We start from the raw sequence: 12,919 nt of genomic DNA on the forward strand, positions 1-12,919 counted from the left end.
CATCGTGGAGCGGACGTTCAACTGGCTCAAACGATACCGCCGTATCGCCACCAAGTACGAAAAAACTGGACAGAACTTCTTGGGGTTCTTCCAGTTAGGCTCTGTAATGATGCTGCTCAGGTAATTTGTCAACACGCTCTAATAACTGCAGGAAAGGAGCGAGCGAACGGTATCCACATTTTTCGCCGTAATCATTCAACCATAATGATCCCGTCTCGGGGCACCCAGCCGATTAAACCATGCTCCAATTCAATTTTCACCCAGCCATTTTCCCGTTCGGCAATCCAGCGGGCTTCCACTCCTTCAGCCAGTTTTACAGGCTGTTCATTCCATTGACAAACTTCGTAGGAAAGTCCATTGCCTTGCCTCATGACCAGCCCGGGTTGGTGGATTACAGCCATCGGTATGTGTGCTGGTTCTTTGATTATCAACAAGCTCCAGATAGCCAGGTACCATAACACAGTTACCAATATGCATCTCGTCCATCGTTTCTGTTTCCAATACAGGAAACAAAGCACGCATCCTGTAAGAGTTGTCAGCAGTAACATGAATGGCACGGCTTGAAGCAAAATGCTCCAGCAGTTAACGGCCCATTCGCGCAGACTGGCTGTTCCAAAGCAGGGATCAAGTACCTGGGCTCGTGCGTGCGAAAGTTCTGTCCACGACCAGGCATCTCGTCCATGGTCCAGTTCATATTTCCGCAGGCAGGCAATCCAGCCAGCCAGTGATGATGGATTTGCTGTTGATACTTCCTCAACAGGCATCCAGTTCACAAGACATATCATCAAGAGGCTATGAATCATGGGGACTCCCTTGTTCGAAGAAGTCCTAACACCCTGTTATGAAGTTCGCCTGGCAGATATGTTGCTGGGCCCAGTTCTGCCTCTTCGAGTTCATCCAGTATAGGAATGAGAATACTGGCTTGAGATGTCTGCAAGACTGCTGCCTGCAGTGAATCATGATCCAACATCAGCGCTATTTCCAGCCCCTCACCAAGATATTCGGCGAGCATGGTTCGGTAAATGACAGGCTCAGCACTATCACCAAGTCGTTGCAGTTTCCGAATGAGTTTCCACCGGGCCCATTGCCACCTCAACTTTTTCAGGGGTTCGGGCGCAATCCGTTCCAGCATCACTCGAAGCATGACAATTCCTGCCACAGTGATCGGCAACCAGATCAGCCAATTCAATCTGGGCCAGTGCCAGGAGTCGTTGTTCTTTTTCAGTGCTAATTGCTGAAACTCAGGCAGCCATGAAATTGCTTCAGCCGGTGCCTTGATAACACTCAGACTGGTTGCTGCAGATCCCAGGACGATTTTCAAGCTCGGGACTTTTACCTGAGTGGTTCTGAGAGCTCCTTGAGATGGGTCGTAATCTCGAATGGTCACTGGTGGCACAGCCAGTTTCAATTGACGTGGCCTGATGCGATAGCGAAAGATTCGTGCGTCAGGTTGCGACACATCGGGCAAGCTGTCAATCAGGAATCGCCCTTGTTCCCAGCCGGGCTGATTGGCCAGTTCAGGTGTTGAAAGCCTTTTCAACGCTCCCTTGCCCTGAACTCGCAACTGAAGTTCTACCTCTTCGCCTAGTAATACTGTGGGTTTACTCCAACTGGCAGTCACCTGATAGCTGCCTACTCCGAGATCCCATACACCAGCCGGGGCGGGCAAGAGGTTTAATCGGCGTATTTCCAGTACCAGTGGTTGCGTGCTCCATTTGCCTACTTGTACTGCTGCCAACTTTTGCGTTGTTTCATCGCCCGCAGGTTCTTTTACAGTCATAGTCCAGCGCAATTCGTAGATGCCTGGTTTACTCTGGGGCGCCTGCAGGTTTCTATTCATACATCGCAGCTTGAGTCCAGGTCTGATGACACCTGTCCTGTCTGCGTACTGGTTAAGCCATTCATCTGCTGTCAGGCTCATTTCAGGCATGCCTGTAAGCCAGGGTACTGTTAGCTCCAGTGGCTCTGATGCAGTCAGGCCCTGCATGGTTAGAATGATGTCAATGGTTTCCCCAACCACTGGGTTGGGATTTGATGCGGATAATGACAATTGCTGCGCTGAGCATTGGCTTGCAAACCATAGGAACCACAATACCAGACACACCGATTTGGAAATGAATCGGCGAGCCGTTGTACGTTGTCCTTCTTTATCATTGTGGAAATAAAATTTCACCAGTCTCGGCTCCCCGGTAAGGCTGGTGTTGTGTGCAGCGGTTTTTTCAGTCGTTTTTTCAAATCTTCAAGACGCCTCATGGCTTCTTCGGCACTAATGGGAGGCATGGGGTCTGCATCGGGTAAGGGTGGCAGGTTGCCACGGCCTGGGTTTGATTCACTGTTCCCTGCGCCACCTGGTTCCTGGTTATTGGCAGCTGGTTCACGTTGGTTGGTTGAATTTCCACTGCGATTGCCTGACAGTATTTCGGAGAGCGATGGTTCCTCGCTGGAGTTTGCCTCTTGCTCATCTTTTGGGTCGGGAGGTTCCTGTAGTTTTCGGGCCAGCAGTGCTTGCGCTACTTGGCGATTATGCTCGATGTCACCAGGCAAAGTGGTATTTGCTGCTTTCTCAACCTGAGTGAGACCTGCAAGACTTCGGCTCGCAAGGTCAAAGCTCTGTAACGCCTGCTTGAGTGCTCCCACCGCTCGTCGGCCTCGTAGTGGCGCCGCTAATTCGGTTAACGCGGTGCCCAAGCCATAAGCCGATTTGACTTGACGCAACCCGCGGGCATCTTCCAGTGAGCGGGTGAACGACCAGGCTGCATCGTGGAATTGTTTGGCTTTCGCATAGACTGTTGCCAGATCATATGCTACGCGGCCGGGATCAGTACTTTCGAGTAGCGCCTGTTGATACGCTTCGATAGCGAGCTCCAGATCACCCCGTTGATATGCTCTGTAACCACGAACCAGCGCACCATCTTCCCACTCTGCTCCCATGCAAAAAAGCATCAGACAGCAAATCAGTGATAGTCGGCATGTGGTCACCATATCACTCGCCGAGGTCCTCCCCAGGTAATCTCCACGAGTAGAATAATCAGGGCCAGTGACAGCAGCCAGCCCGATTGATCTATTGGCAAATGTCTGACCTGGCTGGTAACCGGGCGGCCCGGCTGAGGCTGCACTGTGCGCTGCCACCATGTTACCAGTGGTTGTGGATTGCTTTCGCGAACCAGTGAACCACCCGTTGCATCAACGAGGTGTTGCAGCAGAACCTCATTTGCCTGCGAGAGTACCTGTGAGACCTGACCACTTGCCGGGTCTACCTTCATGAGCGAACCTGTACCCTCGGGAATGGGCCATCCTCGTCGGGTATCTCCCACTAACAGCACATCCAATGCAGGAATTCCTTGAGCAGATTGCAATACTTCTGCTTCCGTCGTTTGCTCATCGCCATCGGTTATCAATAGCAGGTCAGTGCTGGATGCTGTTTCAGGCTGAGACTCGATCCACGATTTCAGCCAATGGATTGCAGCAGCCAGACTTGTGCCGATGACTACACCCTGGTGCTGTAGGGTGCGTCCCTGCATACCCAGTGATTCGGTGTCAAGTTCGCTGATCTGGTAGGTAAGATGTTCCAGATCTTCTGTTGGAGGGCAGAGCAAACGCACCTGGCCGGCAAATACTACCAGTCCAATTCGGGTGCGTCCTGATGATGTTCGTAGATTATCCACGAGTTCGAGCAGATATTCTTTTGTACGCTGCAGCCTGTTGCGAGGAGGCTGATCCTCAGCAAGCATACTGCGACTCACGTCGATCAGAACCAAAACATCCCGAACGGTGCTGACAGGCGTTACCGGTGCTGTGCCCCATGTAGGCTTGGCAAGTGCCACGCTTACTAAAACCAATAGCAGGCACAGCAGCAGATAACCCCACCGCCGATGTGTTGCCCACAGATAAGAATGGTGTGACCAGTCCTGAAACAGTAGCCGACGCTGGCGATCAACCCTCCACCAGAGTACCAGCATCAGTGGTACCACCAGCAAAAGCCAGAGCGCTGCAGGTTGTTCCAGAGTTGGCAACGCCAGGGGCATGCATTACTTTCCAAGGGAATCAAATTTAGTGTATACGAATTATCCACTGGCTGCATATGCAAGGCAAAGAGTTGCCTGGCAGTACATCTAGGCAATAACAGTGCTGCACGCTAAGGTGATGGGAAACCTGTTTTCCAAGAAGGCTCACGATGAGCACTGAAACCTGGACGCTGGGACGCTTACTCCAGTGGACGACTACATTTCTGACCGAGAAGCAGGCTGATTCCCCCCGGCTGGATGCTGAGGTGCTGTTGGCACATATTCTGAATGTTCCACGTATTGCCCTATACACCCGTTTCGATGAAGTTGCCAGCGATGAAACACGGGCACGTTACCGACAACTCGTTAAGCAGCGCGTGGAGGGAATGCCTGTTGCCTACTTGGTAGGCTTCAAGGAATTTTACAATCTCCGTTTCGCAGTCACTCCAGCAGTGCTCATTCCACGTCCGGAAACGGAACTGGTGGTACTGGAAGCCATTCGCCTGGCCAAGACTATTACATCGCCGCGTGTGGTCGATGTGGGAACCGGTTCCGGTGTGATGGCTATTACGATGGCCCGTTTCGTGCCTGCAGCCAATGTTACCGCTATTGATCTCAGTCCCGATGCGTTGGCAGTTGCCCAGCAGAACGCACAAACACTGGGGGTAGCATCACGTATTCGCTTTCTCCAGGGTGATCTGCTCGCCCCGGTTGCAGGAGAGATGTTTGACCTGGTGATGTCTAATCCGCCTTACATTCCCAGTGAAGTCATGTCTTCACTTTCAGAATCAGTGAAAAAATATGAACCGCATCTTGCACTCGATGGCGGGCCTGGTGGGTTGCAAGTCATTGAAAAACTTGCGGACCAGGCACTTGGACATCTAAAGCCAGGCGGATATCTCATACTGGAAATCGGATATGATCAAGGCAAAACAGTTCCAGCTCTTTTGCAGAAACTTGGCTATCAGGCTGTAAACATTCAAATCGATCATGCTGGCCATCCTCGTATCGTTCGGGCAGTTCGTTAACACCATCTCTTTTCAAGTTTACTCACCATAAATGGCGATGATGATAATGGTTTATTCTGGTTATGGTGTGCTTATGGTTCGTCTCTTGCTCCTGTTGAGCACCGTGCCACTTCTGGCTGGTTGCTCCGATTCGGAAGTTCTGCGGATGCGTTCCGTGGGCGATAGGATGTATGACCGTGGCGCCAAACTCGTTCAACATGCCTGGGATGAACTGGGACAGACATTGCTCGATCAACCAGTCAGTACGAAACAAACTGAGCCAGATGTACTGAGCAAGGTGCAGATGCGATTGAAATGGGATTTGGCATTGGCTGAGGTTGATATCCAGGCTTCACAGCACGAGGAAACCATCATTTTGACTGGCACTGTGAAAAACGACCAGCAGAAACAGTATGCTCTTACACTTGCGGAGCAGACGGTTGGAGTAAAGAAAGTGAAAGATGAAGTAAAAGTTCAGAAAGACAATCCACCAGCAACTTTGAAAAATGATTAGATAGCTACCTGGCCAGATGCTTTTGCAGCCATTGGCCCCAGGTCGACATGATATCGGTACTTGCCTTGAAATGCATGGCAGTAGCGCTCATGCGGAACAGCCGCTCGACACGCTGATCTTTCATCTTGCACCGAAAATCAGTGTAACTTCCTTTGCCTTTGCCTACTGTTTCAAGAAAGAATCCTTCAACGTCCTGGTAGTCAACCCTGTGGTGCATCAATCCGAACCAGCTTCGCACCGCCACGCCATCAGGTTGAAGTGTCACTTGTTCCAGAGACAGGTACAAGGCTCCGACGAGAAAGATCACTCCACCGCCAAAGACAAGCATCCAGTTCATGAGTTGCCTGGGCATCGCGACAAAAAAGCCAGCGGCACTGACGACTGCACTAAGTAGCAGCAAAATGCCGATGCTCGACCATGAAATTCGATATGTTGTAGTGCCATCTGCATACGATGTAATGCTGGCGGAGCCAAAATATCCTGCAACCCATGTTGCAAACACGCCGCCAAATAACAGACCGAATACCAACAGACCACAACTCAGGAGTTCTGATGTTTCATAGTCATGAAAGAGTGACTTGTATGATGGAAGCAATCCCGGACTCCTATTGACCTGTAAAGAATCTTTGTGAGATTTCAGCATTTTCCTTTTTTGTGGGAACCAGAATGCTGGGTACAGTCTTATCATAGTGTCCCACACAAACCAAAGGTTGGCTTAATGGAAGCATTGACGCTCGCTCGCTGGAGCATGGCACAACAGAAACCTGTTGCTTCCGATGAAGACAGTTTGGTAAATGCTGCCAGGCATGATTCCGAAGCGATGGCTCAGCTTTTTCGTCGGTACTATCCGCCGATAACTCAATACATCCATCGACGTACCGGTGATCGGGCCGTAGCTGAGGATTTAAGCAGTGAAGTATTCCTGGCAATGGTGCGATATCTGCCCCGCTACCGTATCGGCAACACGCCGTTTCGTGCCTGGCTGTATCGCATTGCAACCAATCAAGTTAACCGTTGGGCCAGTCGCAAACGACGCTGGAGCTGGCTGCCCTTGGGCGACCATGCAGCCACGGAAAAAGAATCAACCAGCGAAGAAGCGGCACACATTCGCATGGCACTGCTGAAACTGCCGGTGCATTACCAGAGTGCCTTGGCGCTTCATTACTTGGAAGACATGAGCCTGGAAACTGTATCGCAGGTGCTGGGCTGTGCGATAGGCACCGTGAAATCACGGCTGGCCCGAGGGCGAGCTATGTTATCCAAATTGCTGACTGAACATGAAAACCGGCACGAACACAAGACGGAGGAGCGATCATGATCCATCCCGACGATCCACTTCAACGCGCGTGGGAGTTATTGAAAGCTGACTCGGCTGAGTTGGCCCCTCAACCTCAATTGGAGAAGAGACTGATGAATGCAATGAATACCAAGACCTCAGCACAACCGTGGCAGCGCAAGCTGCTTATCGCTGCTGGTCTGCTCCTGGGCTTCCTGGTTGCCGGCACCGGCATCTGTGTTGCTGCAGGCTACAACCCATTCAAAACCATCACTGTCATGTTCGATGGCACAGATGTTCACATCACCGATGAGAACGGCAACAGCGTCTCGGGTGAAGTAGTGGATATGCAGATTACCGAGGATAAGGGTGTCAAGCAAATGACCATCACCATTAATGGTTCGGACGGTCAGCAAGGTCTTGCTACATGGGAATCGGCACCGGTCAAAAAGTAATTGACTAGACAAATAATACAAGCCCACAGATTACATTTGTGGGCCTTTTTGTAACCAAAATGCGAAATGTCTACTGCTGTAATCGTCGAGGTAACTCTCGACATGTAATAGCGACTCGCCCCGCATTCTTGATCGTGGTCACCGCAAAGGTTTTTCCCGCCACACTGAAATCAAATGCCTTAATGGGCAGTTCTGGCAACTTGACAATAGTCTGGCCTTTGTATCTGATTTCCAGTTCATGTTTCGTGCCTATTGGCAATTCCATGGAACTGCTGCTGCCAGGCAGCGTCATCGTAGCCTGTGATTCTCTGACTGCACTGGGAGCTAATTCTTCTTCGTACAACACAGCGACGTTGAACTGGTAGTCTGCTCCAGGTTTGGTCATCTGAGCCTTTACCACTACGGTTTTTCCTTCATCACTCGTGCTGACCGATTCGTTGATGATGTTTGACGATTTCTTTAATGTGCTTGGTTCAAATCGGGCTGATTTGATGACATACCCGGGAGTAGCGCGAATGACTTCCTGAACCGTACTGCTATTCGATTTACCCTTAAGCGCTACAGAATGAAGACGACTTTTCTTCAGCGTATCTGCACTGAGCATAGATCGTATGGTGACATCCACAGCCAAAGTAGTATTCATGTGTGGCCCACTGCTGTTACCTCGAGGCGTGCCGAATGAGGATGGTGATGTTGCACCCGTCGTGACAATGCCGCTTTGAGGCAGCACTTCTATTTCCTGAAGGCTGGGCGAACCTTTCTGATGTCCCATGGTTGCTCGCACTTTCACCAGATATTTGCCTGGCAAGGCAAATTCGTGCACCATCGTCTCGCTACCAGTCTGGTACACACCGTTGCCAAAATCCCATTCAAACTGTGCATCCAGGTCAGCCGTTGCTTCAAACTTGATTTGCACGCCTGCGGTATATGGCTTGGCTTTCTGGTTGAGTGCTTTGGAACTGAGATCGAGCACCTGTGGTTTTACGCCTACTGCAATCAGGCTTTCCCTACTGTCTTCCTGGTTTGCCACGTTACTGACTACCAGCTTCACCTTGTACGAATTGGCTTTCTTGAACTTATGCTTGACCTCCGGTACATCGCCAGCCACGACTTCAAGCGGGCTGCCATCGCCAAAATCCCACTTGGCCTGTTTTGCGTTTTGCGAAAGGTTTTTAAATGTGACAGTTAAGTCAGTGGTTTCTTCGGAAGCAAAATTCGCCAGGGGCTTGGCTGGCTTGACAAAACGGTCAATCAGTGGAGTGAACCACATAAGGCCGCCAGTAACGACCAGTCCCACCAGACCGCCAAACACTTTTCCGACAATACCTTTGATATGCGATTGCGCCTGTTCCTTGAGCGCCATGGCTAGCCCCTCCTTGAGCGAGCAATATTCTTCCAGGAGCATGCACATAGCCTAAACTGCCAATCCATGCAAGCCCGTTTGAAACAAGATTTTACGCTATCGCTTCACTGCCAGAAGAAAACAGGGGCTGTTCGGAAAAAAACGATCTTCCTGTAACACTTCCACTGAACGATAACCGACATGCTTCCAGGCCCTCAGCAGTTCGTCTCGTTCCATCCAGTGACTGTAATGAGCACCAGCACCACAAAAACCTGGTCTTAACAGCGCTGTTTGGTACTCCTGCCGATGGAGAGTATGTTCATAGCCGCCAAATTGCGTTCGATGGGCTGACTTAAAAATGCTCTTGAGATGAGCAGATTGTCGCACCATCTCGGCATCATAATAATGTGTCCAGACCAACACGCGGTCGGTGATTCTGGACAGCAGACTGATGAGTTCCATGGGTTGCTGCTGGTGGTAGAGTACGCCTGAAGCCAGCACCATGTCAAAACGGGGCGGCTGAGAACGCAGATATGCCATGAAATCACCATGCTTGAAGTGCACATTTTTCATGCCAGTGATTTCTTTCGCGATCAGGCATTTGAGATAAGCCCGAGAATTGGCTTCGATAGCCAACACCGAAGCTGCGCCAGCTTTTTCCAACTGATAGCTATGTCCGCCTTCGAGAGGTCCCAGTTCGAGAACCTTCTGCCCCGCTACTCCTCCCAATGCAGCAAGACCAATCCTAATGCGTTCGTCATCAAAAAGTGTCACTGAGCCTGCCTGCAGAGATAGTGCGTCGGGAAACTGCGAAGACCATTCGCCAGAAAAGATATTGAGTGCTTCCTGATCGGAAGGCAGATTCATCGAGTAACATTCGATAATGGAAGGTGCCGGTGCAACTTCAGCAGTATGCAGCATTTGGCGTTTGATATGCCGTAAAGGTTGCTTGATCGCTTCGAGTGTCAGCTTCATGCTTAACCCGCTGAAAGAATAGTTGTGCTAGTATTTGATACTGTATCGTAACTTTGCAGTTTAATGAAGTGCACTTAGTGAATGTAAGGAAACGTCTGGTGAGATAATGACGCGAAATACAATCACTGTTTCATCATCTCCGGCAGCACATAGGCTCGCAGGTATCCAACACTGACACTGCCCAAGTGGTTGCCATCGTGGCCACTCCATTCCACTACACGGTCCCAATGATGCTGGCGTAACTTCTGATACAACACCTGATCATTCGGATGCGAATAGACTAGTCGAAATCCCCGCAATCCGGCAGCATCACTACTTTCCAGATCGGTGGTGCCAATCAACTTGATGCCCAAGCCAAGTATCTGATCGTTTCTACTATGGTAAGTATCAATTCCCATGCGAGCTGTGTGCAATGATGGCCTGAGGTCGTAGGTATCGGGAACCGATGGAGCAAGCAGTATAATTTTTTCCACGCTGACCGGTGGCAGATGTTCTGCAGCTATCAACACAACAGCACAACCCGTGCTATGACCAATCAGAAAAACTTTACTATCCGCTCGGACTTCTTGATACGCCTGCACGGCGGCTGCTAACCTCTTGCCCTGAGATTTGTGATTATCCATATCGAGATGGTCTGTCAGTACTCGACCTTTTCCTCGCGACCAGCTAAATGTCTCAAGAGAGAATCCTACATTGGATTTTCGGATGACTTCCGACAGATTCTGAGACAGTGTACCTGCGTCGCCTGAACCGTTGGCAACAAAGACATGCCCATCGGCTCCGATTGTCTGAGGCACGGTGGCAGGTTGCGATGCATCACCAGATGAGATGATCAGCATTTGGCTGACAATGAGAACATATGACAATCGGAGCAATTTCGTTTGCATAATCAATAGTTCATGAAATAACCGGTGGCGACTGATCGACAGTATATCAAGCTCGAATTCGCTCACGAAAGGGCAGAATGCTATGGGAAAGGCAGAAAGGCCATTGGGGAACCACTTTTCTGATTCAATCGTCTCATCTTATGTACTCTTCCCTGTCATAATTATCAGGCAATTAGTGCCTGATTAACTTATAAAATAGCCACCAGTAATTTTCAGAGGATTGTCCATGTTACTGATTCCGTGGGTGTCCAAAAGTGTTTTGTTGTTCAGCCTGGCTGTAGGCATAGGGTATCAGGAACCAGCTAAAAATGCAGTTCCCATTGACCGCCCGGCAGACCGCGATGCTATCAGTGTCACCATCAAACAACTCCTCGATGCGTTCGAAAAACAGGATGTCGCCAAAGTTACCGAATTGCTGACTGACGGCGCGGAACTCGGCAGCGAAGAAAATCCCCCGCTTATCGGCAAAGCTGCCATCGAAGAAGCTCTCAAGAAACGATTTGCGACCAAATCAAATCAAAGGATGGTATTGTCGGATGCGACTCTTCGCTTCACTTCGCAGGTCACTGCGGTGGAAGAAGGTACACTGAAATCTATCATCAAAGGACAGGCCTCTTCCACGCATCGCTACAGCCTGATGCATGTCAAGGAAGATGGCAAGTGGAAGATTGCACAGATTCGCCAGTGGACGACTGAAGATGCTGCTCTGCACGATCTCGAATGGCTGATCGGCGAATGGAAAGCCCAGCGCGAAGACCTGGCCATTCATACCACTTACGAATGGGTTGGCAATAAAGCATTTATTCGAGGCAACATCAACACCCGTCAGAAAGACCGCACCGTTTCCGCCATGCAGGTGATTGGGCTCGATCCCAAATCTGGGGGGTTGCGAATCTGGATATTTGAAGCAAATGGCATTTTCGCTGAAGGTTCCTGCCATCGTGATGAAAATGCCTGGATCTTTGAAACTGCTGGGGAAACACCGCAAGGTGTATCGGTCTCTGCCAAGAACATTCTGTACCACGTCAGTCCTGAAGTAATGACCTGGCAACCTGTACAACTCCAGATGGGGAATGAACAGATCGCCGATCTGCCACCACTTAAAGTGACCAAGGTGAAGAAGTAACCAACCCATCATCTAACATGAGAATTCAAAGCAGGATTTCAACATGAACCGTTTCTTTCTGGTGACATTGATACTGGCGGTATCAGTCTTATGGCTGGCCCCTGAGGTGGCTGCCCAGCGAGGTGGTCGCGGAGGTGGCGGCCAGCGTGGCTTTGGTACCGGTTACGGTGGTACTATGCGAACCGGCTATGGGAGTGGCTTCGAGACCGGTTATGGCGGTGGGTTCGGCACGGGTTACGGCGGAACCATGCACACTGGTTATGGTGCCAGACCAGGATATGGCTACGGCGGTGCTGGATTTCAGGCTGGCACTGGCAGAGTACTCGGGCCTTATAGTCAGGCAGGCACAGGCCGTGCCTTGGGACCATACAGCCAGGCTGGAACCGGACGTGCCTTGGGGCCATATTCCCAAGCTGGAACAGGCGTGGCATTAAACCCCTGGACACAAGCTGGCACCGGCAGAGCACTAGGGCCATATAGCCAGGCAGGTACAGGACGGGCTGCCTATCCCGGAACTCCAGGTACCGGTGCCATTGGTACGTATCATCGCACCAATGGTGAAATCTCTGGCCAAGCGAGCGCGGCCCGCGTCAGATTCAATAACTACAACTGTTTCCGTCCCGACTGGTATGCCCGTTATCCTCGTGCTTGGTTCCCTGTTGCCTGGCCTGTGATGGCGGCATGGAACTATACTCCCTGGACTGAGATTGCTTCCTTCACCAGCTATCCCGATACGCAAACCTTCTATGACTACGGTACTTCGGTCGTCTACCAGGATAACCAGGTGTATATGAACGGCGACAGCCTGGGTACGCAGGAAGAGTATGCCCACAATGCTTCACTCATTGCAGAAGCAGGTCGCAAAGCCAACGTCACTCGTGAAGAAGAATGGAAATCGCTCGGCGTTTTCAGCATGCTTGCCAGCGATGAAGTTGACCCACACACCATCATCCAGTTAGCAATTAACAAGCAGGGGGTATTGCGAGGCACCTCACTGAATACGATTACCAACGAGGCTCAGACCGTCTATGGTAGCGTGGGTACCAAGACAGAACGAGCAGCGTGGACGGTTGGTGATGAGAAGTTACCGGTGTATGAAGCAGGTATCGCCAACCTGACGCTAAACGAAACCACCATGCTGGTACACTTCAGCAAGGGAAATACGAAGCAGTATACCTTGGCACGAATGGAAGCCCCGGCAGAATTAAAATGATCTCTGAACAAAGTTGAACTTGGGCACGATGTTTTGAAACATCGTGCTTTCTTGCGTTATTAAGCTGCCACAAAGATACGGTTTGTAAAGCTTATTGAGCTATGTAGATAACAGTGTTTA

Annotated in this window: 15 protein-coding genes; 7 read left to right on the forward strand and 8 right to left on the reverse strand. The window is 50.6% G+C overall.

All coding sequences use genetic code 11. The features are described 5' to 3' along the window. Positions 1-124, forward strand: a 124-nt coding sequence (locus JNJ77_19620; protein ID MBL8824805.1) for a transposase, incomplete at its 5' end; no start/stop codon positions are given. 67 nt (positions 125-191) lie between these two features. On the opposite strand, the gene JNJ77_19625 is transcribed toward JNJ77_19620, so the two are convergent. The 4 genes from JNJ77_19625 to JNJ77_19640 form a co-directional block, all read right to left on the reverse strand. Then, the gene (locus JNJ77_19625) at positions 192-803 is read right to left on the reverse strand and encodes an SH3 domain-containing protein (protein ID MBL8824806.1); all 612 of its coding nucleotides are present in this window, start codon (positions 801-803) and stop codon (positions 192-194) included. Next, a complete protein-coding gene (locus tag JNJ77_19630) occupies positions 800-1,987 on the reverse strand; it encodes a BatD family protein (GenBank protein MBL8824807.1) in 1,188 nt (395 codons plus the stop codon). The genes JNJ77_19625 and JNJ77_19630 overlap by 4 nt, the downstream gene beginning before the upstream one ends. Positions 1,988-2,169: 182 nt before the next feature. Then, positions 2,170-2,931 (reverse strand): hypothetical protein, encoded by a 762-nt coding sequence (locus tag JNJ77_19635; GenBank protein ID MBL8824808.1) that lies wholly within the window; start codon positions 2,929-2,931, stop codon positions 2,170-2,172. Between the two features lie 44 nt (positions 2,932-2,975). Further along, on the reverse strand, positions 2,976-4,025 hold the full coding sequence (locus JNJ77_19640) for a VWA domain-containing protein (GenBank protein ID MBL8824809.1): 1,050 nt from the start codon (positions 4,023-4,025) through the stop codon (positions 2,976-2,978). Between the two features lie 170 nt (positions 4,026-4,195). Between JNJ77_19640 and prmC the strand changes: the two genes are divergently transcribed. Both prmC and JNJ77_19650 read left to right on the forward strand, forming a co-directional pair. After that, on the forward strand, positions 4,196-5,032 hold the full coding sequence (gene prmC, locus JNJ77_19645) for a peptide chain release factor N(5)-glutamine methyltransferase (GenBank protein MBL8824810.1): 837 nt from the start codon (positions 4,196-4,198) through the stop codon (positions 5,030-5,032). Between the two features lie 73 nt (positions 5,033-5,105). Next, positions 5,106-5,525, forward strand: a complete 420-nt coding sequence (locus JNJ77_19650) for a BON domain-containing protein (GenBank protein ID MBL8824811.1) — start codon at positions 5,106-5,108, stop codon at positions 5,523-5,525. 4 nt (positions 5,526-5,529) lie between these two features. Here the strand turns inward: JNJ77_19650 and JNJ77_19655 are convergent, their stop codons facing one another. Then, positions 5,530-6,120 carry a hypothetical protein gene (locus JNJ77_19655; protein MBL8824812.1) on the reverse strand — a complete coding sequence of 197 codons (591 nt, stop codon included), beginning with the start codon at positions 6,118-6,120 and terminating at the stop codon, positions 5,530-5,532. Positions 6,121-6,243: 123 nt separating this feature from the next. On the opposite strand from JNJ77_19655, the gene JNJ77_19660 reads away from it, so the two are divergent. Together JNJ77_19660 and JNJ77_19665 are read left to right on the forward strand one after the other, a co-directional pair. Beyond that, positions 6,244-6,843: an RNA polymerase sigma factor gene (locus JNJ77_19660; protein ID MBL8824813.1), complete on the forward strand. Its 600-nt coding sequence runs from the start codon at positions 6,244-6,246 to the stop codon at positions 6,841-6,843. Further along, complete coding sequence (locus tag JNJ77_19665) at positions 6,840-7,256, forward strand: hypothetical protein (GenBank protein ID MBL8824814.1); 417 nt, start codon at positions 6,840-6,842, stop codon at positions 7,254-7,256. Before JNJ77_19660 ends, JNJ77_19665 begins: the two co-directional genes overlap by 4 nt. 70 nt (positions 7,257-7,326) lie before the next feature. On the opposite strand, the gene JNJ77_19670 is transcribed toward JNJ77_19665, so the two are convergent. The 3 genes from JNJ77_19670 to JNJ77_19680 form a co-directional block, all read right to left on the reverse strand. After that, positions 7,327-8,661, reverse strand: coding sequence for a PKD domain-containing protein (locus JNJ77_19670; GenBank protein ID MBL8824815.1), 1,335 nt, complete (start codon positions 8,659-8,661; stop codon positions 7,327-7,329). 54 nt (positions 8,662-8,715) lie between these two features. Beyond that, entirely contained in the window at positions 8,716-9,573 is an 858-nt protein-coding gene (locus tag JNJ77_19675; GenBank protein MBL8824816.1) for a class I SAM-dependent methyltransferase, read from the reverse strand. A 122-nt stretch (positions 9,574-9,695) separates the two neighbouring features. Then, on the reverse strand, positions 9,696-10,460 hold the full coding sequence (locus JNJ77_19680; protein ID MBL8824817.1) for an alpha/beta hydrolase: 765 nt from the start codon (positions 10,458-10,460) through the stop codon (positions 9,696-9,698). A gap of 226 nt (positions 10,461-10,686) precedes the next feature. Here JNJ77_19680 and JNJ77_19685 point away from each other — a divergent pair, with 226 nt between their 5' ends. Both JNJ77_19685 and JNJ77_19690 read left to right on the forward strand, forming a co-directional pair. Next, on the forward strand, positions 10,687-11,586 hold the full coding sequence (locus tag JNJ77_19685; protein MBL8824818.1) for a nuclear transport factor 2 family protein: 900 nt from the start codon (positions 10,687-10,689) through the stop codon (positions 11,584-11,586). Between the two features lie 43 nt (positions 11,587-11,629). Beyond that, positions 11,630-12,799, forward strand: coding sequence for a hypothetical protein (locus tag JNJ77_19690; GenBank protein MBL8824819.1), 1,170 nt, complete (start codon positions 11,630-11,632; stop codon positions 12,797-12,799). The last annotated feature ends 120 nt before the right edge of the window (positions 12,800-12,919 follow it).

Source organism: Planctomycetia bacterium (genome assembly GCA_016795155.1).
Lineage (GTDB): Bacteria > Planctomycetota > Planctomycetia > Gemmatales > HRBIN36 > JAEUIE01.